Origin of the sequence: Staphylococcus sp. HMSC62A08, from assembly GCF_001839105.1 — a bacterium.
In the GTDB taxonomy this organism is placed as follows: Bacteria; Bacillota; Bacilli; order Staphylococcales; family Staphylococcaceae; genus Staphylococcus; species Staphylococcus caprae.
In genome coordinates this window covers 854,344-880,544 of record NZ_KV840039.1, presented here as the reverse complement: position 1 = coordinate 880,544, position 26,201 = coordinate 854,344, and the positions used below count along the sequence as shown (strand labels likewise).

The following is a 26,201-nucleotide window of genomic DNA, read 5'->3' as shown; positions in this document are numbered from 1 at the left end:
CAACATCGAGAGAGACATTTATATTTGATATTTATTACTTAATTTTCAATTAAAAATTAATAGAGAGGTGAAAGTTTGGAGATATTTGAAACTTTACTCATTTTTACTACAGTAGTTATTGTAAGCTCCTTTGTCCATACTTTCATACCTAAAGTACCTCTTGCATTTATCCAAATCGTTCTTGGGATGTTGTTATACCTCACTCCAATTCCAGTACAATTTAACTTTGACTCTGAGTTGTTTATGGTAACGCTTATCGCGCCGTTATTATTCGTTGAAGGGGTTAATGTTTCAAGAGTACATTTAAGAAAGTATATTAAACCTGTAATGATGATGGCTTTAGGTCTCGTTATTACAACAGTCATTGGGGTAGGTCTATTTGTACATTGGATCTGGCCGGATTTACCAATTGGCGCTGCATTTGCGATTGCAGCAATATTATGTCCTACTGATGCGGTTGCAGTCCAAGCTATTACAAATGGGAAGGTATTACCAAAAGGGTCGTTAACGATTCTCGAAGGTGAATCACTACTTAATGATGCAGCCGGTATCATTTCTTTTAAAATTGCTGTTGGCGTTTTAATTACAGGTACGTTTTCAATCTTCGATGCAGTTCAACAATTTCTTATCGCATCTATTGGTGGTGCAATTGTAGGTCTACTTATAGGTATGGCACTTGTTCGATTCCGTCTCACATTAATGCGACGCGGTATTGAAAACATTAATATGTTTACCTTTATTCAATTATTAACACCATTTGTAACCTATATCATTGCTGAACTTTTCCATGCATCTGGTATTATTGCGCCGGTCGTTGCAGGTCTTGTACATGGCTTTGAACGTGATCGTATCGCTCAAACGCGTACGCAGTTACAGATGAGTTATAACCATACTTGGAATATTTTAGGTTACGTTTTAAATGGTTTTGTCTTTTCAATACTAGGATTCTTAGTTCCTGAAGTCATTGTGAAGATTATTAAAACTGAACCACACAATTTATTATTCTTAATCGTGATTACAGTACTTGTGGCCTTAGCAGTATACTTGTTTAGATTTGTATGGGTCTATGTCCTTTATCCTTATTTTTATTTATCAGTCAGTCCATTCCAGAAAATGATTTCTAAAGACGATGATGATAAAAAGACAGAGAAAAAACCTAAGAGAAGCTTATATGCACTGATTATGACGCTCTGTGGGGTACACGGGACAATTTCATTAGCTATCGCGTTAACATTACCTTATTACTTAGCCGATCATCACTCATTCCAATTTAGAAATGATTTATTATTTATTGCATCTGGCATGGTTATTATTAGTTTAGTGATTGCTCAAGTTTTACTCCCTCTTGTAACGCCAGATAAACCTAAAGTGAAAGTAGGAAATATGACGTTCAAAGAAGCCAGAGTATATATTTTAGAGCATGTCATAGATTACTTAAATCAAAAATCAACGTTTGAAACAAGTTATCGTTATGGCAATGTGATTAAAGAATATCACGATAAACTCACGTTTCTTAAAACGGTTGAAAAAGAAGACGAAAACTCTAAAGAGTTAGAACGACTTCAAAAAATTGCCTTTAATGTTGAGACTAAGACATTGGAAAAACTTGTTGATGATGGAGACATTACTGATAGTGTGCTTGAAAACTATATGCGCTATGCTGAACGTACGCAAGTGTATAAGCAAGCCTCACTCTTCCGAAGAATTATGGTGGCATTAAGAGGAATGTTATTAAAACGTCGTGTTAAAACGAAAATTAATTCAGCATCATCATTAAGCGTAACGGATAACTTGCTCGAATTAGGTAAGATTAATAAATTAGTTCACTATAATGTAGTAAGTCGACTTTCAAAAGAAGCGACAACAGATAACAAGTTAGAAGTAGGTATGATTTGTGATGGTTATCTCATGCGTATTGACAACTTAACGCCGAATAATTTCTTTAATTCTCCAAGTGAAGATACCATTACACGAATTAAGTTAAATGCTTTAAGAGAGCAACGTCGCGTTTTACGAGAGTTAATTGAAGATGAAGAAATTACAGAAGGTACAGCGTTGAAATTAAGAGAATCCATCAACTATGACGAAATGGTTATTGTTGATAGTAAGACATAATCTTATTTAAAAAACGATAGCTTAATCTGTAAATATTGATGGGATAGAGAAATGAATAACTATGATATGAGCAATAAGATGGTTTCAACTAGAATCCATTTTATTGCTTTTTTATACATTCAATTCTACGTTGCTTATTGTATGTTTTGATTATTACGGAAATTCTACTTCGTATTTTTTAATTTAATTGGCATTTAAATTTTATGATTCACGTATAAATGCAAAATAAAAAAAGTTGCACTAATCTCAACATAATTAGTGCAACTGGGTACTCCATGGGGGAGGATTAAAAATACCATGGAGATAGCTTAGTGATAGATGAAGCTATCACATCAAGTGATTATTTGTGGCTTCAGTAACTACTCAGAGTTGAATAGAACTGTTATGTACTACTTGAGGGATGTTATAGATGTTAAGTAACAGTAGTACATGTTGTTAGTAACATTACTATTGTTTATCGCTCAGAAACAAAGTAATGCTTGAGTTGTTTTCGCAGTGATTATAACTCCGTATTTTTTAGTGAGAGAGTGGGGCTCTATTATGTTTGTGCGAAATATACTCCTAACTAACACCACCATATCGTGTGTAAAAAGATGTAGTTTATATTATAGGAGGGTAATATAAATGAAAAACACACGATATGGGACTGCTAGTTATATTCTTACAACATATGTATGTTTGATACATTAGAATCACTCAGGATGAACATAATCATTGAATAGTTGTAAGTAGTCACATCACATTTTATTGTGCGTCCAGTATTAAATGTATGAACGGAAGTGATAGTGACATAGACTAAATATGTTCATCCGAGAATTCTAAATATTTCTATATACCTCTACTACTTCATGCTGCCATGAATTGTATCGATATTGGACTTCATCATTTTGTAGTATGAATCTCCTTTTGTTCCTTCTTTACCAATAGAATCTGTAAATACTTCTCCGTAAATATCTTTATTTGTTTCTTCAGATAGACTTTGCATCGCTTTTTTATCAACACTTGTTTCGACTAATAGATGTTTTAAGTGATTGTCTTTAACAAAGCGAATCGCTTGTTTCATTTGTCCCGGAGTTCCTTGTTTCTCAGTATTAATCTCCCAGATGTAACCTGGTTTGACGTTAAATTGTTTAGCAAAGTATTTAAATGCACCTTCACTTGTCATCATGGCACGTTGATCTTTAGGAATATCATCGAATTTGTTTTTACTATTTTTATTTAGCTTTTCAAGTTCAGCCAAATAGGCTTTACCATGCTTTTTAAATGTTGATTGATGTTGTTTATCATAATGAATTAAAGTTTGTTGAATTGTTTTAACATATTTAATACCATTATCTAAACTCAACCATGCATGTGGATCTTGTTTGCTCTTGTTGCCATTTTCACCATTTAAATAAATAGGATCGACGTCTTTAGATGTTGCGATCACACTCTTATCTTTCGTAGACTTTCCTGCTTGTTTAAGTGCCTTTTCAAACCAACCGTTACCAGTTTCAAGATTTAATCCATTATAGAAAATGACATCAGCATCAGTGAGCGCCTTGATATCTTTAGGTTTCACCTCATATTCATGTGGGTCTTGGCCGACCGGTACAATGCTATGAACGTCCACTTTATCGCCACCAACATGCTTAACCATGTCGTAAAGAATTGAGTTTGTTGTTACAACTTGTAACTTACCACCATGAGAGCTATGCTCATTGTGCTGATTCCCACATGCTGCAAGAATCATGATAAATGCTAATGCTAAAGCAAAGATTTTCTTCAAGTTAAAGCGCCTCTTTTCTGTCTGTTTATAATTCTAGTGCTAGCTAATGTAATTACGTAAATTGTGAATGTACAAAGGACGATTGTTGCGCCACTTGGTACGTTATAAATATAACTAAAGTACAATCCGATAATTGAACTTACTACACTAATGATGCTTGCAATAATCATCATGCTGTACAACTGCTTACTGATTAGAAATGCTGTTGAAGCAGGTGTGATGAGTAAAGCTACAACAAGGATAATTCCTACGGTCTGAATACTTGCGACTGTTACAAGTGCAAGTAAGAGCATGACGAAGTAATGAATTAATGTAGTGTTTAGTCCACTCATTCGGCTAAATGTTTCATCAAAGGTAGAAATCATTAAAGGTCTGTAGAATATAATAATGAGTGTAATCACACTTATACCGATGATGATTGTTGTCCAAAATGATTGATTCGTAATGGCAAGTAAATTACCGAATAAAATGTGATATAGGTCAGTTGTACTGTTAATTAAGCTAATAATAATGACTCCTGTAGCTAGGAAAGCTGTAAAACTAATCCCTATAGCAGCATCTGGTTTTGTCTTACTCTTAGAAGTGATAAAACCGATAAATAAACTTGCGATCATTCCTGTCACTAATGCTCCGATAAACATTGGAATATTGAAGAGGAATGATAATGCCACGCCAGGTAGTACGGCATGACTCATAGCGTCTCCCATTAATGATAGTCCTCTAAGAACGATAATGCTTCCCACTGTACCGCACACAATCCCTACTAGAATAGAAGTGATTAATGCACGATTTAAAAATTGATAACTTAACAAATGATTAAAGAAGTCTAACATTTAACACACGCACTCCCTTGTGTAGATTCAAGTGGTGATAAATGATTATCAAAATTCATGAATGTTGCATTTAAACGTTCAGAAGATAACGCTTCTTTAGGTTCGCATAAGTATCTTATAGTCTGATTGAGCAATAAAATACGATCGAAATATTGTTCAGCTTTTGATAAATCATGATGCACAATCAAAATTAATTTCCCTAAATGTTTAAGATGTCTAATCTTATTCATGATGAGGTGTTCACTGTAAATATCGATGCCAACAAAGGGTTCATCAAAACAGTAGATATCACTATCACTCATTAATGCTCTTGCGACAAGTACACGTTGTAATTGTCCACCACTTAAATGAGAAATTTGCCTATGACGTAACTCGTCTAATTCTAAATCTTTGAGTAATTGATTGAGTTTAGTCTTTTCGGTGATTTCTGGTCTTTTAAACCATCCGATGACTTGATAGCAACCTGAAAGCACAACTTGTTCTACTTTGATAGGAAAATCTAAATCTAATTGTGCTTTTTGAGGAATGTATGTGATATATCTTAGTTGAGTATGTATAGGGCGGTCATATAGCAACTTTGTCCCTGTGGCTTTAAATTCCCCAATAAAAGCTTTCAGTAATGACGATTTTCCAGCGCCATTAGGACCAACGATGCCAACAATTTCACCACTTATAGGTAAAGAGAAAGAGACATTTTTAAGTACATGCTTTTTCCCTAGAAATAGATTTAATTGGTCTATTTTTAACAAAAATTATAACCTCCTAATTAAAAGTTTAGGTTAACCTAATTTATTTTATAATAAACGTTGAAGTTTTAACATGTCAAGTGAATTCATGATACAATAAGGTGAATGCGTGTGAGGTGAAATGATGTTAACTGAAGAAAAAGAGGATTACTTGAAAGCAATTTTAACGAATGACGGCGATGTATCCTTTGTGTCAAATAAACAATTATCTCAATTTCTAAATATTAAACCACCATCTGTCAGTGAAATGATAGGACGCTTAGAAAAGGAAGGCTATGTAGAAACAAAACACTATAAAGGTGCACGTTTAACAGAAGCGGGTCTCAACCAAACGCTCGATATCATTAAACGTCATCGATTATTGGAGTTATTTTTAATAGAAATCTTACAATACAACTGGGAAGAGGTTCATCAAGAGGCGGAAATCCTCGAACACCGCATTTCCGACTTGTTTGTAGAACGTTTAGATAAAACATTGAATTATCCTGAAACGTGTCCTCATGGTGGTGTGATTCCAAGAGATCATCAATATAAAGAGTTATATACGACATCTATATTAGAATTTGAACCTGGGGATCATGTTGTAGTGAGACGTGTACGTGATAAAACAGAGTTACTTGTATATCTTTCCAGTAAAGACATTTATATAGGCAATGAAGTCGAAATCGTTTCAAAGGATGACACAAACAAAGTGATCATCATTAAACGAAACGATATAGTGACGATATTAAGTTATGAGAATGCGATGAATATCTTTGCTGACAAACAATAAAAGCTTAAGTTCTTAATGAAAAAATGTGTAAATCATTAAGAGCTTAAGCTTTTTTATAAAATCGTATATTTGATAAGTAGATAAACTGTATAGAGATTGAAGGCAATCCATAACACACTATAAATGACTGTAGGGACTCTAGTAATCTCAGTTAAAGCACTGCCATCCCAACTCGGCTTAGGGCGTTGGAAGGTTAGGTTAAATATCGTCCATGAGGATTGAAGAATTTCCCCTAAAAGGACACCTAAAATGAAATGATAACTTAGTGACACAATATCATACATTATCATTTGATTATCATGTTGGAATAATAAGTAAAGCAGTATTCCAATAAGCAATATGACTATGATAGGTGATAATTTACGAGATGTTAGAATTAAAAAGTAAATAAAAATAAATAGATATGATACTAGGAAAATACTTGTTTGTTGATAATGTGCTGCAACTAAGCCGATTAAAAACATAATGGGTGGCATTAAATAGCCGCCAATGGTTGTAATGAATTGACCAAGATAACTTTTCGATTGTGTAATGGCGTAGCCTTGTTGCAAGGTTGATTGTCGTTCTTTAGGACTTGTAACAATAACAAGATCTTTAGCGCGTCCACCTGCAAGTCTATTAAATAAAACATGTCCGAACTCATGTGTTAAAACTGGAATATAATTAAGGTAAACATCTAAAAATTGATTGATACTTTTATGTCGATGTTGATGAATGACGATGTATACAATGCTTATCAATATGATTAAATAAATATTTAAATGAATGACTGTTGTGAAAAAGTTTTCTAGGTATGTCATGAATGTGAACCTCGTGTAATAGATTTTATTATAATCACTTAAAATTTATTATAAATGAAAATGTAGTTTATGGCTTTTGGACTTTAGATGTAAATTAGGACGTAAACATTTCTAGTTTAATTTTCGATGTGGTAAAATAGACCGTACATTTTTAAAGAGAAAGTAATTAAAATTCTAATGATAAATAATACAAATAGAATAATACACGAAGTGAAGTGGGGCTTTAGGGATGAATAACGAGCAATTCAATAACAGTAAAGTAAATATACTAGGTGTTCAATTTAACAACACGACGATGTTGGAAATGACTAAAAATATTAAATCATTTTTTGAAAAAAAAGAAAATCAAAACTTATTTATAGTGACAGCTAACCCTGAAATTGTAGTTTATGCAACAGAGCACCCTTCATATATGGATTTAATCAATGAAGCAGATTATGTTGTAGCTGATGGCACGGGGGTTGTTAAAGCCTCTAAACGTTTGAATGAACCATTAAGACGACGTGTTCCAGGAATTGAATTACTTGAAGAATGCTTAAAAATTGCTAATGCTAAGCACCAACGTGTTTATTTGCTTGGTTCCAAAAATGAAATTATTGAAGTGGCTGAACGTAAGTTAAATTTAAAATATCCTGATGTCACTTTTGCACATCATCACGGTTACATCAATTTAGAAGATGAAACGGTCGTCAAACGTATAACAAGTTTCAATCCAGATTATATTTTTGTAGGGATGGGCTTCCCTAAACAAGAACAATGGATCCATAAGCATCACGATAAATTTAAACAAACAGTAATGATGGGTGTTGGAGGTTCTTTTGAAGTGCTAAGTGGTGCCAAAAGCGTGCGCCTAAGTTATTCCAAAAGCTAAATATTGAATGGGTATTTAGATTACTCATTGATTGGAAGAGAATTGGAAGAATGGTAAGTATTCCAAAATTTATGCTAAAAGTAGCAAAACAAAAAAGAAAAATGAAATCGAAATAATTAAAAATAGAGAGAGGTGGTTCAGGGAGGCCACCTCTCTCTTTCTATTTGAAAAGGGATAACATTATTTTAAGGTTTTGACTACTCAATTACTTCACAGGGAAGGGGTAGAAAGTAATTGAGTGTGTAATTAGATTTATAAATAATATCAAGGTTGTTGAAAGCTTGTTCAATGTCTTAGTGTAAGCGAACAGGGGAACTTACACGGCTAATAACAATTTTGATTTTTGGGAAAGGTATAACGTTAACGCATTAGCCTTCTAGACATTGACTTAAGCACAAAGAGTACATCGTAACTATTAAGTCTGATATGGCGCTTTTAATAGCCATGCCTCTTTTTAATATTTCATTTGTAGTTAGGGTTGTAATTATTGAAATAGTTGAGTTTTTATTTTGAACAAAAATGAATCAGAATAACATTTATTTTTCCGTTATAGTGCAATTATTTAGCAGTATAGCTTGAGCTTGAAATTTTTCCGCTAGAAACAATAACATCTTTGTCTTGGAATGCTTCATTATTAAAGAAACGATTTAAGATATCTTTAACACCATCTTCAATACGTTTTTGAGATTCTAAAGTCATACCTGAATAGTGAATAGTCATACCGTTTCTAGGCATAGTTCTCCAAGGGTGATCTGCTGGAGCTGGTTGTGGGTACCATACGTCACCGGCATAACCTTGAATTTGACCACTATTAACAGCATCAACTAATGCTTGAGTGTTCACGATTTTACCACGTGCAGTATTAACTAAATAGCTACCTTTTTTCATTTTGCTTAACACATCTTCATCGAATAAGTTATCTGTAGAAGGTGTTAATGGTGCGTGAATAGTGATTGCATCACTTGTTTTTACAAGTTCTTCGAATTCAACAAATTTAGAGTTTTCGTTATCTTTTTGATTGATTGGGTCATAGTGTTGAATCGTTACGTTGAATGGTTTTAAGCGTTCAGCAACTAATTGACCAATACGACCGAAACCAAAGATACCGATTGTTTTATTTTGTAGTTCGCGAGCTTGGTTACCAACTTTAGATAAATCCCATTCGCCTTCAACTGATTGACGGTGTCCTTCCATAAAGTTACGTAATACAATAAGTAAGTCCATTACGGCATGTTCAGCAACACTTACTGTATTACTACCAGTTACTTCAACAACACCTACATCGTGTTTACTTGCTGCATCTAAATCAACATGGTCAGAACCTACACCAGATGTGATAGCTAATTTTAAGTTTGGTGCTTTTTCGATTCTTTCTTTAGTCATATATGCAGGATAGAATGGAGCACTGATAACAATGTCCATGTCACTTAAGTGTTTATCTAAATCTTCTTCACCATTTTTTAAGATAACTAATTCATGGTCTGAATCTTTTAAGAATTCTCTAAGACCGATTGCTTTGTCAGTGTTTAATAATTGGTTATCTAAACCTTCATCTGTTTCTGGGAATAATGCTACAATTTTCATAATCTATACACTCCTAAATTTAGAATTTTTACTAAAACTTTAGTAATTCTATGATGAGAGCACTTATAACGTTTATAAAAAAATACTCAGCCTATTTGTTTTAACCACCTCCTCAAATATATGTATGACTCACATAATTATTCGAACAAAGTGGGTTAGCAAACAGCACTGAGTACCTTACACCAATCCCGTAATATTTAATTTATTCTTCAATTGATCTATCAAAAACGAAAATCGACACTACTTCGTCGTCTTCTAAATTAACATCTGTAAAAAGTTTTACGAATTTTGCTCCGACAAGTTCCTCCATCTCTACAGGAGGATTTTGTTTATATAATTCTTTAATTTCTTCAGTACGTCCGTATTTAAGCATACTCTCAAAATCTTTATTTCGCAAATAAAAATTTTCAACTTTACTTAAACTTCCAGACATATGACAAACTGCCCAATTATCTTTGAAAAAGACTTTAACTTGTTCTGGGCCTTTACCAATATAAGATTTACGGTAAGAGCGTACTAAATTCGCAAATTGTTGGGTTTTCTTATTAGATACTATCTCTGTCACCCTCTTTAATTTACGCTTTATTTGTGACAACTTTGTGTAACTCTTATTTTCATCATAATACGAGTTTCGTATTTTGAAAAGGGATAAGCTCAAATTAATTGAAAATAATTATTTGACCACGAAACGTGTTTCGTCTAATTCATTTCTAAAGGCTTTTTGTTCAGCTTTTGATTTCTTCTTAAATGATTTTAAAAATTCTTCATATTTAGGTAAGACGTCCTCAAGTTCGCCAAAATCTTTAAGTTTGCCGCCTTCAATCCAAGCAATCTTAGTACAGAATTCTCTAACTTGGCGAATATTATGGCTAACAAAGAATATAGTTTTTTTAGCCTCTTTAAATTCATAGATTTTATCTAAGCATTTTTGAGTGAAAGTTTGATCCCCAACAGATAATGCTTCGTCAATAACTAAAATATCAGGATTAACAGTGACGTTAATTGAAAAACCTAACTTCGCACGCATACCACTTGAATATTTTTTAACAGGTTGATAAATAAATTCACCTAATTCACTAAAATCAATAATCTTTGGCATTAATTCTTTGATTTCTTTACGTTTGAACCCCATGCATAACATTTTAAATTCAATATTTTCAACGCCTGTCAATTGTCCATTAAGACCTGCATTAATGGCAATCACACTAACGTCGCCATGTCTTTCGATCTCTCCTGAAGTAGGGGACAATGATCCACCAATCATATTACTTAATGTAGATTTGCCTGACCCATTGATGCCCACTAATCCGATGACATCACCTTCATGGGCAGTGAGTGAAACGTTATCTAAAGCGAAGAAAGTTTTATTTTTATTTTTAGGTATTAAGGCATCTTTGATACGATCTTTATTATTTCTATATATACGGTATTCTTTTGTTACATTTTCAATATTTACCGAAACACTCATTTTGGTACCTTCCTTATATACATTTGTATAGATTATAATATACAACACATCAGTTGTTAAATTTATTAACCTGGTGTAAAGTGTATAGGTGATTTTGTTAAAACTAAGTAAAATTTAAATCATCATATACTTATTTTAAGAAATATGTGAATCGAACGAATGTATTAAAAATTTTGTCATTCCTTTAAGCATCTTATTATACACATAAAATTTAAAGATGATGATCGTTACAGTTTTTAACGTAAATGATTGTATAATATAATAAGCTTGTAATAAACAATAAGCTATCATTTCAAATAAAGTTAAATTGAAAAAGTAAGTTTAAAAGACTCATTATTAAAGTTTTACAATAGATCGTGTTCTATTGCATTGAGAAAGTGTGGTTGGGTTTAATGTCAGCAGTTGGAACTGTTTTAAAAGAACATATTAAAAACTTCTATTTAATTCAAAGACTGGCACAATTTCAAATTAAAATCTCAAATCATAGTAACTATTTAGGTATGGCATGGGAAATTTTAAATCCTGCCTTACAAATTATGGTTTACTGGATTGTTTTCGGTCTAGGAATTAGAAGTAACGCACCTATTCATGGTATTCCATTTGTATTTTGGTTGCTCGTAGGAATTAGTATGTGGTTCTTTATTAACCAAGGGGTACTTGAAGGTACCAAATCTATTTCACAAAAATTTAATCAAGTTGCTAAAATGAATTTCCCTTTATCAATTATTCCAACATATATTGTTACAAGTAGATTCTATGGTCATTTAGGACTGTTAGTCATTATAATCATAGCATGTATGTTTAAAGGGATTTTTCCTACCATTCATATTATACAATTATTGATTTATGTGCCTTTTGCATATTTATTAACATCATCTGTAGCACTTTTAACGTCTACATTAGGGATACTTGTTAGAGATACGCAAATGATCATGCAAGCATTAATGAGAATATTGTTCTATATGTCTCCAATTCTTTGGGTACCAAAGAACCATGGTGTAAGTGGCATTATTCACAAAATTATGATGTTTAATCCAGTGTACTTTATCGCTGAGTCATATCGTGCAGCAATTTTATTCCATCAGTGGTATTTTATCGACCATTGGAAGTTGATGTTATATAACATTTGCATCATCATCGTATTCTTTATTATTGGTTCAATACTTCATAAACGTTATAGAGATCATTTTGCTGATTTCTTGTAATACTATATATCAATTGCCTTGGTCCATTTAGGATCGAGGCATTTTTTGAAAATGAAACCATCTAAGACTTATTTACGAGCGTGAAAGTGGCGGCTATCATTTTCTAAGTGAGAGAGAATCGTTTATAATTTAGAAATACGATTGAGTTATTAAAGACGGTGAAAACATGAGAATTCTAATTAAAAAAGTATATATGATAATGATTACGCTATTAAATATGATATATAAGCCACTAAAGTTAAAGCGTGACCATATTGTTATGATGATGACCTTCAAGCAGGATGTACTTCCGATTATCAAAGCGCTTCATCAACAGGGTTATCACTTAACAATTATTGGTAAAATACAAGATCACTCACTTATTGAAGGCTTGGAAAATACAACGTTCATTCCAGCGGGGAATAAAAATATTGTGAGTCACATGAAAGCGTTAAGTACAGCAAAAGTGATTGTTATCGACACTTATTACTTAATGATGGGTGGATATAATAAGAAAAAAGGACAAACAGTTATTCAAACATGGCATGCTGCGGGAGCGCTCAAAGATTTTGGGCTTACTGATCACCAAGTTGATTTGAATAATAAAGCGATGGTCAACCAATATAAACGTGTTTATAATGCAACAGATTATTACTTGGTAGGCGGAGATGAAATGGCCCGTTGTTTTGAAGTATCGTTTGAAGCTCAACCTGAACAAATGTTAAAGTTTGGACTTCCTAGATTAGTGAAATATTTGAATATGAATATTGAAAAAGAACAACAAAGATTAAAAGAGAAGTATCATATTAAGAACAAATTAGCTGTTTACGTACCGACATATAGAGAATCGAAGGTTGCAAATCGAACAATAAATAAAGAAATATTTGAGCAACAATTACCAGAATATACACTAATGAGTCACTTGCATCCTTCCATTAGCGAAAGAGATACTTCTCAAGATATAGATGTTGCTTCATTAATGGTGATGGCAGATGTCATTATAAGTGATTACAGTTCATTGCCTATTGAAGCTAGTCTATTAAATAAACCTACGTTATTTTATAACTATGATGAGGAAGACTATGAAAAAGTAAGAGGTTTAAATCCTTTCTATTATGAAATTCCGAAAAAATATAAATTTGCTGATGAAACAAGTTTAATTCAGGCATTAGGGAAAGCGGAGAAAGAATTTCAACCTCTATTTCACTCTTGGCATCAATATAATACGAAAGCAAGTTTAAGCCAGTTAGTTAATTTTATAAATAAGTTGGTGAAACAATGAAATTAGCAATAATTATTCCGGCGTATAATGCTGAAGATACGATAAAACGTGCGATACTCTCAGTTGATACTCAATCAGATTATGAGATTATATGTGTTAACGATGGTTCGACTGACAATACGAAACGCGTTCTTACAGAACTTCAAAAAGTACATCCAAATATTAAGGTCATTAATCAAGATAACCAAGGTGCAGCACGTAGTAGAAATGTTGGTTTAGATGCAATGTCTGATGACGTTGAAGGATTCCTGTTCTTAGATGCAGATGATGAATTTCTACCAAGTAGAATTGATTTATTGGTAGAAGCCTTTCAGAAAAATGAAGAAACGGACGTAGTGATAGGACAAATTGCTAGAGGTGTAAATGGGGAATGGAAAGTGATTCCTACTCATGAAGATATAGTGGAAGATGCGTTAGTTACACTTGATCGTAAGCCTGAAATTATGCAATCCATTGGCCCTGGAGCGAAGTTGTTCAGTGCTAAGTACGCAGGATTACGTTTTGATGAAGATGTCGTATTTTGTGAGGAACATACATTTATTGTGAGGGCATTTTCTAAAGCACGAGATATTCAACTCATACCTAACATCGTTTATGGATATAATGAGAGAGAAGGGTCAGTCACTGCTCAACGCGCTGATACGTTTTTACCTTATATGAAAGATGCTTTGAAGGTGCGCCAACGTGTGATGGATTTATTATTATTGACTGGTGAAAAGACATATTATAGTTATCGAATGGATAATTTAATTGTCAGCTATCTCATTCAAGCGCACTTAATGAAGAATAGCCAAATGACGCAATCATTGATGGATAGCGTGATATCATATATTCATTCCATGCAACATACACATTATTCCGGAAATGCCATGTTTAGAATTGTTAGAGCTGTTGAACAAAGCGCGACAAATTGGACAAAGGATTTGTATCAACAGTGGAGGAAGGCTTTAAGTGAAGTAGGCATCGGACGTCCGGGTTACTTACGCTTTAAAGTGTCAGTGCTACCGAAACGTGTATCATTTTCAGGGAAGCAATCACTCAAGCGTGTGTTGAGAAAGTAGTCAATAAACATTAAATTACGGTTTAGAGCACATTTATGGTGTGAAAAACCAAGTTATCAACTATTATTGAATTAATGGTAAGGGTTAAATATTTATGCTACATTAAGATTGTAAATTTTTATTAAATTTTAAGTTAAGGAGAATACGTATCATGAAACGAGTAATTACTTATGGTACATATGATTTGTTACATTATGGTCATATCGAATTATTGAGAAGAGCACGTGAAATGGGCGATTACCTTATCGTTGCACTCTCTACAGATGAATTCAACCAAATCAAAAATAAAAAGTCTTATTATGATTATGAACAACGTAAAATGATGCTAGAGTCAATTCGTTATGTTGATTTAGTGATTCCTGAAGAAGGTTGGGGTCAAAAAGAAAAAGATGTTGATCGCTTTGATGTTGATGTCTTTGTTATGGGCCACGATTGGGAAGGCGAATTTGATTTCTTAAAGGATAAATGTGAAGTGATTTATCTTAATCGTACAGAAGGAATCTCAACTACTAAGATTAAACAAGAATTATATGGTAAAGACGCGAAATAATTTAGAATATCAAACAGATGTACTATCCAAAGATGGTATGTCTGTTTTTTATTATTTAAAAGTATAAAAGAATAGGGAAACACTTTCGTCAGTTCAATCAAAAGGTGTTATAATAACAATTACGAAGAACATAGTTATAATGAACGTAGAACAAGAGGTCGGGACAAAAGAGTTTAGGATTTGATCAGGACCGAACAGTGAGCAAAATTGTTTCTCAAATTTTGTCGAATTGTGAGTGTTACTGCCGAAAACCCTGCTTTTGGGACGCTGTTAATCAGTTTTCCAGAGCATAAATGTTAAAGGTCCCAGCCTCGTATATATATGAGTAAGTGCTAGTTATTTTTAAGAATAAATCTATCCAATGAAGCTAAATGTTTTCTTTAATAAAATAAATTGCGAATCACTTTATTATTTGGGATTGAGATGGATATATAGTATGATTGAGCAAAATGAAAATATGACAATTAAAGACGAGGTATAACAAATGAAACAACAAAACCCTTTATTTTTCTTATTTAAAAGGCTTTCGTGGCCATACGGGTTAATCATTGCAGCGGTCATTATTACTTCGTTAGGAAGTTTAAGTGGTTTATTAGTGCCTCTATTTACAGGACGTTTAGTTGATAAATTTTCTGTAAGTAGTATGAATTGGGGCATGATAGCTATCTTTGGTGCAATTTTCTTAGTCAATGCATTGCTGAGTGGTGTTGGTCTATACTTACTCAGTAAAATTGGTGAGAAAATTATATATGCCATTCGATCAATATTGTGGGAACATATCATCCAATTAAAAATGCCGTTCTTTGATAAAAACGAAAGTGGTCAATTAATGAGCCGTCTCACTGATGACACAAAGGTTATTAATGAATTTATTTCTCAAAAGTTACCTAATTTATTACCATCTGTATTAACTTTAATAGGTTCATTAATCATGTTATTTATCATGGATTGGAAATTAACATTGCTAACCTTTATCACCATACCAGTATTTGTCTTTATCATGATCCCATTAGGACGTGTGATGCAAAGAATTTCTACAAATACACAAACTGAAATCGCTAATTTTAGTGGTTTACTTGGTAGAGTGTTAACTGAAATGAGACTGGTTAAAGTTTCTAATACTGAAAGATTAGAGTTAGATAATGCACATGTAAATTTAAAGAAAATCTATCATCTAGGTTTAAAACAAGCTAAAATTTCAGCAATTGTTCAACCAATCTCAGGCGTCGTGATGTTACTTACGATTGCGATTATTCTTGGATTTGGTGCATTAGAAATCGGAACAGGTGCTATTACACCAGGTACATTAATTGCAATGATTTTCTATGTGATTCAATTATCTATGCCATTGATCAATCTGTCTACTTTGGTTACAGATTATAAAAAAGCAGTCGGAGCAAGTCACCGTATCTATGAAATCATGCAAGAGCCAATTGAACGAACTGAAGCACTATCTGAGTCTGAAAATGACCTTGTAGAAGATGGTGAATTAAGCTTTGAACATGTAGATTTCAAATATGACATCAAGAAGATTCTTGATGATGTATCATTTGATATACCTCAAGGTAAAGTAAGTGCCTTTGTAGGACCTTCTGGTTCAGGTAAAAGTACTATTTTCAATTTAATTGAGCGTATGTATGAGATTGAAAGTGGTGACATTAAATATAACGACCGTAGTATTTATGATATTCCACTATCAAAATGGCGTACTAAAATCGGTTACGTGATGCAGTCTAACTCAATGATGAGCGGTACGATTAGAGACAATATTTTATATGGTATTAATAGAGAAGTAAGAGACGAAGAATTAATTGAATATGCCAAATTAGCAAATTGTCATGAATTCATTATGCAGTTCGATGAAGGTTATGACACTATGGTTGGTGAACGAGGACTTAAATTATCTGGTGGCCAACGTCAACGTATTGATATAGCTAGAAGTTTCGTTAAGAATCCAGATATTCTTTTATTAGATGAAGCTACCGCTAACTTAGATAGTGAAAGTGAAGTTAAGATTCAAGAAGCACTTGAAACATTAATGGAAGGTAGAACAACTGTTGTGATTGCGCATCGTCTTTCTACTATTAAAAAAGCAGGTCAAATTATTTTCATTGATAAAGGTCAAGTTACTGGTAAAGGTACACATGGAGAATTAATGCAATCCCATGAAAAATATAAAAACTTTGTTACATCTCAAAAATTATCAGATTAGCATCAAGTCACGTTCCACGAAAATGTGGAGCGTGTTTTTTTAGTATTATTTACGTAAATATTTTGTAAAATCGTTATTTTAACCCAAATTTACAAGTGGTATAATGAATTTTGTAAGATTAAGAGAACTTTTTATATACATAATGTCAAATAGTACGGAAAACAAACGTTTTCAAAATATTAAAGTCTTATATTGTTCAATATTTATAGGGATAATTATGATTAAATATTTGATGGTCTTACAGTTTTGAGTGAGTTTTAAATAAATATATAAATGACAAATATTAAATAGGTAGGTGCCAAATGTTTTTATTAATTAATATCATTGGGTTAATCGTCTTTCTTGGTGTGGCTGTGTTATGTTCAAGAAATCGCAAAAATATCCAATGGAAATCGATATTAATCTTAGTTATTTTGAATTTATTCTTAGCATGGTTCTTTATTTATTTTGATTGGGGAAGAAATGGAGTTAAAGGCGCGGCAAATGGTATTGCTTGGGTCATAGAATCCGCGCATCAGGGTACAGGATTCGCTTTCAAAAGCTTCACATCTGGAAAGCAAATGGATATGGCTGTAAGTGCCCTGTTTCCTATCTTACTTATCGTACCTTTATTTGATATATTAATGTATTTCAATATACTTCCAAAGATTATAGGTGGAATTGGCTGGGTGCTCGCGAAGATTACACGTCAGCCTAAATTCGAGTCATTCTTTGGTGTTGAAATGATGTTCTTAGGAAATACTGAAGCGTTGGCTGTATCTAATGAACAACTGAAACGTATGAACGAAATGCGTGTACTGACAGTAGCTATGATGTCTATGAGTTCAGTCTCAGGTGCGATTGTCGGAGCTTATGTACAAATGATTCCTGGTGAGCTTGTACTGACAGCGATACCACTTAATATTATCAACGCAATAATTGTATCGTCTATTCTGAATCCTGTTTCAGTGGAAGAAAAAGAAGATATCATCTATAGCATTAAAGATCATCAAGTCGAACGTCAACCTTTCTTCTCTTTCTTAGGAGATTCAGTTTTAGCAGCAGGTAAATTAGTACTTATTATAATCGCATTTGTTATTAGTTTCGTCGCATTGGCAGACTTAATCGATCGTTTCATTAATCTGATTACCGGTCTAATTGCTCATGGTTTTGGCTGGAAAGGAAGTTTTGGTCTAAACCAAATTTTAGGCGCCTTCATGTATCCATTTGCTTTATTATTAGGTCTACCTTTCAATGAAGCATGGGAGGTCGCACAACAAATGGCTAAGAAGATTGTAACTAATGAGTTCGTTGTTATGGGTGAGATTTCTAAACAAGTGAATTCATTCTCACCACATCATCGTGCTGTGATATCAACGTTCTTAGTATCATTTGCGAACTTCTCGACGATTGGCATGATTGTAGGTACGTTAAAAGGAATTGTTGATAAGAAGACATCAGATTTTGTATCTAAGTATGTACCGATGATGCTTCTTGCAGGTATTTTAGTGTCATTACTTACTGCAGCATTTGTAGGTTTATTTGCTTGGTAATATGATTTCTAATAAATAGAGTATGAAAAAGAGTGAACGTCGTAGGTAGCGAACGTTCACTCTTTTGTAATTTATGAGGTATATTTGGGAAAATGATAAAAACCAAGTATAGAAAGTGAGGAGACACTTCTTATACTTGGCTTTTATGGGAAATGAATATTAATGTACTTGTAACGGTAAGGACTAGGTACTGTCACAGTACTTCGAGCAAAATTTGTTTTGTTACTATAAACAACACAAAGGAGATAACTTCTCTTTCAAGAAGTTAAAATCATTATAGCAGACCTTTCTTTAAAAGTAAATTAAAAATTCAGAAAATTTAAATTTATTTGTCTATTGGCGTTTTATTAACCTGTTTTTTTACGAGCTAGCACAGTATGGATAAAAAAATAATTTATTTGTGTTCTATAATTAATGCTTTTCTTAAAAATAAAATTATTTGTGAGTATATTATTGTGAGAAATTATAAGCGTATGCTACCATTTTGATACATGAGAGAAAATTAAAGGGGTGATTGAATGAATAAAACAATTCGAGATATATTATTAGTTATTGCTGGTTCATTCATATTCTCAGCAGGCGTTAATGCGTTTATTATTTCTGGTAATTTAGGTGAGGGAGGCGTTACCGGAATAGCGATTGTGTTATATTATGCATTCCATTTATCACCTGCGATTACTAACTTTGTAGTCAACGCTATTTTAATCATAGTTGGATATAAGTACTTGAGTAAGCGCAGCATGTATTTAACGATCGTTGCGACGATTCTTATTTCCATATTTTTAGATTTAACAGAATCTTGGCATGTTCATACTGGTAACTTGATTGTTAACGCAGTATTTGGTGGAATATGTATCGGCGTCGGTATAGGAGTTATTGTATTAGCAGGCGGAACTACTGCTGGTACAGTAATCTTAGCAAGAATTGTTAATAAATATCTAGATATTAGTACACCTTATGCATTACTATTCTTTGATTTACTTGTGGTATTGATTTCACTAACTCAAATATCATTAGATAAAGCACTTGTCACAGTGATTTCGCTATATATTGGAACGAAAGTAATGGAATATGTGATTGAAGGACTCAATACGAAAAAGGCAATGACAATTATTTCAAGTACACCTGATGAAGTTGCAAAAGCAATCGATGAACAAGTGGGTAGAGGTTTAACAATTTTAAACGGCCATGGTTATTATACGCGCGAAGAAAAAGATGTGCTCTATGTAGTGATTTCTAAAACACAAGTTTCACGTGCAAAACGTATCATTAGAAATATTGACGAAAATGCTTTTCTCGTTATTCACGATGTACGTGATGTGTATGGTAATGGATTTTTAGTAGATGAATAAATAAATTCAAATAAAAATGACACTTGGATTGGATATTAATCCTGAAATATTAGCTCTAAGATGATTTTAAGAAATTGTCTTAGAGCTTAATTTTTTAACCATAATTTAATCATCTATTTAGTATTAAATTTCTCGTTGAAACTTCATTTTCGTTAGGCTAGTTTTCGAAAAAATTAAAATGTATTAAACAATTCATATCAATATTTGTTAGTCAATCTTGAATAGAGATGTTATAATATAGTCTATGATAATGATTATCAATTACAGTTGGTAATCAAATAAACGATAAACTTTTAACGAAAATACTATGTTTTTACGATATAAATGCATTATTTATAAATGAAAGTAGGGGAACTATGAGTCGTTTAAACGGAGAACAAGTGAAAATTGGTTATGGAGACACTACGATTATTAATAATTTAGATGTAGAAATACCAGATGGTAAGGTGACTTCTATTATTGGGCCAAACGGTTGTGGGAAGTCAACATTGCTCAAAGCGCTATCTCGTTTATTATCCATTAAAGATGGCGCAATTAATTTAGATGGCGAAAGTATTCACGCGCAATCCACAAAAGAAATTGCTAAGAAAATCGCAATTTTACCTCAATCACCTGAAGTTGCTGATGGTTTAACAGTTGGTGAGTTAGTTTCTTATGGACGTTTCCCACATCAAAAAGGCTTTGGTCGTTTATCAGCTGAAGATAAAAAAGAAATTGATTGGGCGTTAACAGTTACAGGAACAAGTGATTTCCGTCATCGTTCAATTAATGACTTAAGTGGTGGTCAAAGACAACGTGTGTGGATAGCAATGGCTCTAGCACAACGTACTGATATTATCTTTTTAGATGAACCTACCACTTATCTAGATATTTGCCACCAATTAGAAATTTTAGAACTCGTCCAAAAATTAAATGAAGAACAAGGCTGTACGATCGTGATGGTATTACATGATATTAATCAAGCAATTCGTTTCTCAGATCATCTTATTGCAATGAAAGATGGAAATATCGTTGCAAATGGCTCAACACAAGAAGTACTTACGAAAGACATTTTAGAAAAAGTATTTAATATTGATGTTGTTCTTGATCAAGATCCACGAACTGGTAAACCCCTCCTTGTTACTTATGATTTATTTTGCAAGACGTATTCGTAATAGGGAAGGCAAAAGGGATAAATAACCATGTTTGAAAAAAATAAAAATGAAAACATCAAGTTCGTTTCTCTCATAATAGGAAGTATAATAGTGCTAATTCTAGCACTATTTCTTTCTATTATATTTGGAAAAGCACATGTTAGTATTCCAACTATTTTTGATGCAATTTTCAATTATAATCCAAAAAATCAAGATCATAATATTATTAGCGAAATTAGAATACCTAGAGATTTAGGTGCAGTATTAGTTGGTATGGCTTTAGCGGTTTCTGGTGCAGTTATCCAAGGTGTTACAAAAAATGGACTTGCTGATCCGAGTTTAATAGGTTTGAATTCAGGCGCTACGTTTGGGCTGGCGATGACTTATGCCTTCTACCCAGAAGCGCCGTTTTTATTATTAATGGTTTCAGGGTTTCTAGGTGCATTCCTCGGTGGTTTTATCGTTTTAATGATAGGACGTTCTAGACGAGATGGATTTAACCCGATGAGAATCATTTTAGCAGGTGCAGCTATCAGTGCGTTGCTTACAGCTTTAAGCCAAGGTGTTGCACTTGTATTTAGGTTAAATCAGTCACTAACATTTTGGAGTGCAGGGGGCGTCTCTGGTACGACATGGGGACAATTAATATGGAGTGGCCCCATTGTTATCATTACATTAATTATTATTTTATTAATTAGTAAACAACTTACAATTTTAAATTTAGGTGAATCACTCGCTAAAGGTTTAGGTCAAAATGTTTCAGTCATTCGTGGGATAAGTATGATTTTATCTATGATACTTGCTGGCGTAGCGGTTGCGATGGTTGGCCAAATTGCCTTTGTAGGTTTGATGGTGCCACATATTGTTCGTTTTATTATAGGTACAGATTATTCTAAAGTCATTCCACTTACAGCATTATTTGGAGGCATTTTAGTTCTGATTGCCGATATGCTTGCAAGATTATTAGGTGAAGCCCCAGTAGGAGCGATTATTTCATTTATTGGTGTGCCGTACTTTTTATACCTTGTTAAAAAAGGAGGGCGCTCAATATGATAGATCCTAGATTAAGACGCAAGCAAATCATTACTTTCATCATATTTGCTATTCTACTTTTTGTAGCATGTACATGGAGTATCGCTTCTGGTGAATATAAGATTCCAGTGTCTAACTTCTTCAAAACACTATTAGGCCAAGGCGATTATACAGATTTGCTCATCCTTATCGATTTCCGTTTACCTCGAATGCTTATTACGATTTTAGCAGGTGCTGCATTAAGTTTGAGTGGTGCTGTTGTTCAAAGTGTAACAAAGAATCCTATTGCAGAACCTGGTATTCTAGGTATTAATGCAGGCGGTGGTTTCGCGATTGCTTTATTTGTGACAATCGGTCAAGTGAAGCCAGATAACTTTGTATACGCATTACCAGTGATCAGTTTAATTGGTGGCATTGCTACAGCTTTAGTGATATTCGTATTCAGTATCAATAAATATCATGGGCTAACTCCTGCAAGTATGGTATTGATCGGTGTTGGTATGCAAACCGCACTATATGGGGGCTCTATAACACTGATGTCAAAATTTGATGAAGATCAATCTGAGTTTATGGCCTCATGGTTTGCAGGTAGTATATGGGGAGACGATTGGACATTTGTTATCGCATTTATTCCATGGATGATCGTCATTGTTCCGTATCTTCTATTTAAATCTAATGAATTAAATATTATTAATACGCATGAACATATAGCGAAAGGATTGGGTATTAAAGTTGAACGTGAAAGAATAATCTTGTTCTTTATCGCTGTTATCTTATCTTCAGTAGCTGTAGCCGTTGCTGGTGCGATTTCATTTATTGGTTTAATGGGACCTCATATTGCTAAACGCATCGTGGGTCCTCGTCATCAACTTTTCTTACCTATAGCGATTTTAGTTGGTGCATTTTTACTTGTATTCTCTGATACATTAGGAAAAGTCATCTTACAACCATCTGGCGTGCCCGCAGGAATTGTTGTTGCCATTATTGGAGCACCATACTTCTTATATCTCATGTATAGAACAAAAAGCGTATAAATTTGTTATAGCCGTCATTAAAATCAAATCGATTTTAATGGCGGCTTTTGTATATATTTCAAACAAGATGAAATCATTTTTTAGAAAAGGTAAGTCTATTTGTGAACATTTTATAGAAGACACACATAACATTAGCGATGATATATAGACGTGTTTTATACTGATAATAAATTAATAAGGAGGGGTTTTCATGAAGAAATTAATAAAAGATAGACAACAATTTTTAAGTGACATGTTAGATGGCCTAAAAATTGCAAATCCTGAATTAGATGTAATTGAAGATACGGTAGTGGTACGTAAAGATAAAAAACAATCGGGCGTTGCACTTGTATCTGGAGGAGGAAGTGGTCATGAACCTGCACATGCGGGTTACGTAGCTCAAGGTATGTTAGATGCAGCTGTTTGTGGGGAAGTATTTACTTCGCCTACTCCAGATAAAATATTAGAAGCAATCAAAGCAGTAGATAATGGCGACGGGGTATTACTTATAGTTAAAAATTATGCTGGCGATGTCATGAATTTTGAAATGGCAGAAGAAATGGCTGAAATGGAAGGCATACAAGTTGAAACGGTTATAGTTAGAGATGATATTGCTATTAGCGAGCCTGATCAACGTAGAGGTGTTGCAGGTACTGTTTTGGTTCATAAGTACGCAGGATTTTTAGCGGAAAAAGGACTAGCATTAAATGAAATAAAAGAAAAAGTAGAAATATTGCTACCAGAAATTAAAAGTATTGGAATGGCTTTAACACCTCCAATGGTTCCTACGACAGGTAGATATGGTTTCGATATTGAAGACAATGAGATGGAAATTGGTGTTGGTATACATGGAGAAAAGGGTTTACATCGTGAATCCATCCAACCAATTAATCAAATTATTTCAACATTAGTTGAAAAATTAGAACAAGAAATCTCTGCCGATGATTATATTGTCATGGTCAATGGTATGGGTGGCACACCTCAATCTGAACTGAATATTGTAACGAAATATCTGAGTGAATTATTTAATGACAAGCATTACGGGGTAAAACATTGGTACGTAGGTAATTTTATGACATCACTTGATATGCAAGGCTTCTCAATCACACTTGTACCTGCTAAAGAAGAATGGCTTAAAGCCTTTTTAGCACCTACAACAAGCCTTTATTTTAATGCGTAAAAGTAAATGATGAATAATTATACAATGTAGAGGTGTCAGAGATGAACGTAAAAGAAATGAAAGCACAATTGCTAAGTTTAGCAGATACTTTTAAAGAAAAAGAAGAGGAATTAACAGACTTAGATAGAGCCATTGGTGATGGTGACCACGGTGTGAATATGGAACGAGGTTTCTCTCATTTAGAGGGCAATATTGACGATAATGACATGGCTTCACTATTTAAATCAACCGGGATGACGCTTATGTCTAAAATTGGTGGTGCATCAGGTCCGTTATATGGCTTTAGTTTCGTCAAAATGGCGAGTGTCGTTAAAGACGAAATTGATAACGAAAATTTAAAAGAGTTATTAAAAACGTTTGCGGATGCGATTGCGCAAAGAGGTAAAGTTGAATTAAATGAAAAAACAATGTATGACGTGGTCGAAAGAGCGAATGAAGCACTTCAAAAAGATGAAAAATTAAATTTAGAAAAATTACAAAGTTATGCGGATGATACTAAAGATATGGTAGCAACCAAAGGCCGTGCGTCATATTTTAAAGAAGATTCAAAAGGATATATTGATCCAGGAGCGCAAAGCATGGTTTACATTCTGAACGCTTTAATGGGAGATGAGTCGTAATGACAACGATTGTATTAGTTAGTCACAGCGCTGATATTGCAAAAGGTACAAAGGATTTACTTGAACAGATGGTAAATAATGTCGACATCAAGGGTCATGGTGGTACAGAAGATGGTTCGATTGGTACGTCATTTGATGAAATACAAAAGATGATTAATCATATAGAAGACGATGCACTATGTTTTTATGATTTAGGATCTTCGGAAATGAATTTAGATATGGCAATTGAAATGTATGAAGGTCAATATCAGATTGCTAAAATCAATGCACCTCTTGTTGAAGGTAGTTTTACCGCGGCAGTGAAGTTATCAACTGGAGGCAATATGTAAGAAGCTATCGAAGAGGTAAACAATACTCATTTTTCAAGTGAAACTTAGCTTTAAGTATGATATTATTAATATAACTGTTAAATAAAATCTGGGTAATAGGAGGACATAGCCATGCAACATCTTATAAAGAAACATGTATTGAATGGCGAATTTGAGCAGGTAAGACAATTAATGTCCGAAACAGATTTTATGGAATTTGAAGAGGCATATATTTCTAGCGCTCATGAAGTAGAAAGTATGATGTTTTACACATGTATTCTAGATATGATTAAAGTTGAAGAATCATCAGAATTGCATGATTTGGCATTTTTATTACTTGTATATCCGTTGAGCGAATATGAAGGTGCTTTAGATTCAGCTTATTATCATGCTGATTCTTCCATAAAACTCACTAACGGAAATGAAGTTAAAAGTTTACTACAAATGTTATTGCTTCATGCTATTCCTGAACCAGTCATTTCTGACAAGAAAGCATTCGATGTAGCTAAACGAATTCTTAAACTTGATCCAAATAATAATGTAGCACGTAATGTGCTTAAAGACACTGCAAAACGTATGGACAACATTGTTGTTGATATTAATGAATTAAACAAACATAGAGATGCACGTTAAGTAATTATATAACATTCTCGATATAGTCATTAGAGTTACCCAACTTTAATGGCTATTTTTATACACTTTTTCTAAGATTTATACATTTCGTTATAAGTCGATCATGCGGGGTTGAAAATAAAAAACAGTACGTTATAATGCTCACTGTGAAA

23 protein-coding genes and 2 pseudogenes are annotated in these 26,201 nt (G+C 33.3%); 18 read left to right on the top strand and 7 right to left on the bottom strand.

Annotated features, from left to right (window positions below):
- Nucleotides 1–75: 75 nt before the first annotated feature.
- Nucleotides 76–2,115 (top strand): cation:proton antiporter, encoded by a 2,040-nt coding sequence (locus HMPREF3264_RS10175; protein WP_070873243.1) that lies wholly within the window; start codon nucleotides 76–78, stop codon nucleotides 2,113–2,115.
- A gap of 841 nt (nucleotides 2,116–2,956) precedes the next feature.
- Here the strand turns inward: HMPREF3264_RS10175 and mntC are convergent.
- The 3 genes from mntC to HMPREF3264_RS10160 are packed head-to-tail and all read right to left on the bottom strand — an operon-like array spanning nucleotide 2,957 to nucleotide 5,465.
- Nucleotides 2,957–3,883 (bottom strand): manganese ABC transporter substrate-binding lipoprotein MntC, encoded by a 927-nt coding sequence (gene mntC, locus HMPREF3264_RS10170; RefSeq protein WP_002441293.1) that lies wholly within the window; start codon nucleotides 3,881–3,883, stop codon nucleotides 2,957–2,959.
- Nucleotides 3,880–4,716: a metal ABC transporter permease gene (locus tag HMPREF3264_RS10165; protein WP_002441296.1), complete on the bottom strand. Its 837-nt coding sequence runs from the start codon at nucleotides 4,714–4,716 to the stop codon at nucleotides 3,880–3,882. Before HMPREF3264_RS10165 ends, mntC begins: the two co-directional genes overlap by 4 nt.
- Nucleotides 4,710–5,465, bottom strand: a complete 756-nt coding sequence (locus tag HMPREF3264_RS10160) for a metal ABC transporter ATP-binding protein (protein ID WP_070873242.1) — start codon at nucleotides 5,463–5,465, stop codon at nucleotides 4,710–4,712. The genes HMPREF3264_RS10165 and HMPREF3264_RS10160 overlap by 7 nt, the downstream gene beginning before the upstream one ends.
- Nucleotides 5,466–5,586: 121 nt before the next feature.
- Here HMPREF3264_RS10160 and HMPREF3264_RS10155 point away from each other — a divergent pair, with 121 nt between their 5' ends.
- Nucleotides 5,587–6,234, top strand: coding sequence for a metal-dependent transcriptional regulator (locus HMPREF3264_RS10155; RefSeq protein ID WP_070832559.1), 648 nt, complete (start codon nucleotides 5,587–5,589; stop codon nucleotides 6,232–6,234).
- 53 nt (nucleotides 6,235–6,287) lie between these two features.
- Here HMPREF3264_RS10155 and HMPREF3264_RS10150 read toward each other — a convergent pair whose 3' ends face one another.
- Nucleotides 6,288–7,034 (bottom strand): M50 family metallopeptidase, encoded by a 747-nt coding sequence (locus HMPREF3264_RS10150; protein ID WP_070873241.1) that lies wholly within the window; start codon nucleotides 7,032–7,034, stop codon nucleotides 6,288–6,290.
- Between the two features lie 177 nt (nucleotides 7,035–7,211).
- Between HMPREF3264_RS10150 and tarA the strand changes: the two are divergent.
- Nucleotides 7,212–8,021, top strand: a pseudogene (gene tarA / locus HMPREF3264_RS10145) (N-acetylglucosaminyldiphosphoundecaprenol N-acetyl-beta-D-mannosaminyltransferase TarA).
- Nucleotides 8,022–8,463: 442 nt separating this feature from the next.
- Here the strand turns inward: tarA and HMPREF3264_RS10140 are convergent.
- From HMPREF3264_RS10140 to tagH, 3 genes are all read right to left on the bottom strand, one after another.
- Nucleotides 8,464–9,489: an NAD-dependent formate dehydrogenase gene (locus HMPREF3264_RS10140; RefSeq protein ID WP_070873240.1), complete on the bottom strand. Its 1,026-nt coding sequence runs from the start codon at nucleotides 9,487–9,489 to the stop codon at nucleotides 8,464–8,466.
- A gap of 202 nt (nucleotides 9,490–9,691) precedes the next feature.
- On the bottom strand, nucleotides 9,692–10,054 hold the full coding sequence (locus HMPREF3264_RS10135; RefSeq protein WP_037541156.1) for a Na-translocating system protein MpsC family protein: 363 nt from the start codon (nucleotides 10,052–10,054) through the stop codon (nucleotides 9,692–9,694).
- Between the two features lie 108 nt (nucleotides 10,055–10,162).
- Entirely contained in the window at nucleotides 10,163–10,957 is a 795-nt protein-coding gene (tagH, locus tag HMPREF3264_RS10130; protein WP_037541157.1) for a teichoic acids export ABC transporter ATP-binding subunit TagH, read from the bottom strand.
- Nucleotides 10,958–11,349: 392 nt separating this feature from the next.
- Between tagH and tagG the strand changes: the two genes are divergently transcribed.
- From tagG to HMPREF3264_RS10060, 15 genes and pseudogenes are all read left to right on the top strand, one after another.
- Nucleotides 11,350–12,162 carry a teichoic acids export ABC transporter permease subunit TagG gene (tagG, locus tag HMPREF3264_RS10125; protein WP_002441312.1) on the top strand — a complete coding sequence of 271 codons (813 nt, stop codon included), beginning with the start codon at nucleotides 11,350–11,352 and terminating at the stop codon, nucleotides 12,160–12,162.
- 166 nt (nucleotides 12,163–12,328) lie between these two features.
- Complete coding sequence (gene tarB / locus HMPREF3264_RS10120) at nucleotides 12,329–13,423, top strand: teichoic acid glycerol-phosphate primase TarB (RefSeq protein WP_070873239.1); 1,095 nt, start codon at nucleotides 12,329–12,331, stop codon at nucleotides 13,421–13,423.
- A complete protein-coding gene (locus HMPREF3264_RS10115) occupies nucleotides 13,420–14,484 on the top strand; it encodes a glycosyltransferase family 2 protein (RefSeq protein WP_070873238.1) in 1,065 nt (354 codons plus the stop codon). The genes tarB and HMPREF3264_RS10115 overlap by 4 nt, the downstream gene beginning before the upstream one ends.
- A gap of 151 nt (nucleotides 14,485–14,635) precedes the next feature.
- Nucleotides 14,636–15,034: a glycerol-3-phosphate cytidylyltransferase gene (tagD, locus tag HMPREF3264_RS10110; RefSeq protein WP_002441318.1), complete on the top strand. Its 399-nt coding sequence runs from the start codon at nucleotides 14,636–14,638 to the stop codon at nucleotides 15,032–15,034.
- Nucleotides 15,035–15,518: 484 nt separating this feature from the next.
- Nucleotides 15,519–17,246 carry an ABC transporter ATP-binding protein gene (locus HMPREF3264_RS10105; RefSeq protein WP_070873237.1) on the top strand — a complete coding sequence of 576 codons (1,728 nt, stop codon included), beginning with the start codon at nucleotides 15,519–15,521 and terminating at the stop codon, nucleotides 17,244–17,246.
- Nucleotides 17,247–17,548: 302 nt separating this feature from the next.
- Nucleotides 17,549–18,778: a NupC/NupG family nucleoside CNT transporter gene (locus HMPREF3264_RS10100; protein WP_070873236.1), complete on the top strand. Its 1,230-nt coding sequence runs from the start codon at nucleotides 17,549–17,551 to the stop codon at nucleotides 18,776–18,778.
- Between the two features lie 214 nt (nucleotides 18,779–18,992).
- A pseudogene (locus tag HMPREF3264_RS12660) lies at nucleotides 18,993–19,084 on the top strand (hypothetical protein).
- 212 nt (nucleotides 19,085–19,296) lie between these two features.
- A complete protein-coding gene (locus tag HMPREF3264_RS10095; protein WP_002441324.1) occupies nucleotides 19,297–20,130 on the top strand; it encodes a YitT family protein in 834 nt (277 codons plus the stop codon).
- A gap of 356 nt (nucleotides 20,131–20,486) precedes the next feature.
- Nucleotides 20,487–21,284: an ABC transporter ATP-binding protein gene (locus tag HMPREF3264_RS10090; protein ID WP_002441326.1), complete on the top strand. Its 798-nt coding sequence runs from the start codon at nucleotides 20,487–20,489 to the stop codon at nucleotides 21,282–21,284.
- Between the two features lie 27 nt (nucleotides 21,285–21,311).
- A complete protein-coding gene (locus HMPREF3264_RS10085; protein ID WP_070873235.1) occupies nucleotides 21,312–22,316 on the top strand; it encodes a FecCD family ABC transporter permease in 1,005 nt (334 codons plus the stop codon).
- Nucleotides 22,313–23,329, top strand: a complete 1,017-nt coding sequence (locus HMPREF3264_RS10080) for a FecCD family ABC transporter permease (RefSeq protein WP_070873234.1) — start codon at nucleotides 22,313–22,315, stop codon at nucleotides 23,327–23,329. The genes HMPREF3264_RS10085 and HMPREF3264_RS10080 overlap by 4 nt, the downstream gene beginning before the upstream one ends.
- Nucleotides 23,330–23,519: 190 nt before the next feature.
- Nucleotides 23,520–24,488 (top strand): dihydroxyacetone kinase subunit DhaK, encoded by a 969-nt coding sequence (gene dhaK, locus HMPREF3264_RS10075; RefSeq protein ID WP_070873233.1) that lies wholly within the window; start codon nucleotides 23,520–23,522, stop codon nucleotides 24,486–24,488.
- Between the two features lie 41 nt (nucleotides 24,489–24,529).
- Nucleotides 24,530–25,108, top strand: coding sequence for a dihydroxyacetone kinase subunit DhaL (dhaL, locus tag HMPREF3264_RS10070; protein ID WP_070873232.1), 579 nt, complete (start codon nucleotides 24,530–24,532; stop codon nucleotides 25,106–25,108).
- On the top strand, nucleotides 25,108–25,437 hold the full coding sequence (gene dhaM / locus HMPREF3264_RS10065) for a dihydroxyacetone kinase phosphoryl donor subunit DhaM (RefSeq protein ID WP_070873231.1): 330 nt from the start codon (nucleotides 25,108–25,110) through the stop codon (nucleotides 25,435–25,437). The genes dhaL and dhaM overlap by 1 nt, the downstream gene beginning before the upstream one ends.
- 111 nt (nucleotides 25,438–25,548) lie before the next feature.
- Entirely contained in the window at nucleotides 25,549–26,049 is a 501-nt protein-coding gene (locus HMPREF3264_RS10060) for a hypothetical protein (RefSeq protein WP_002441340.1), read from the top strand.
- Nucleotides 26,050–26,201: the final 152 nt, after the last annotated feature.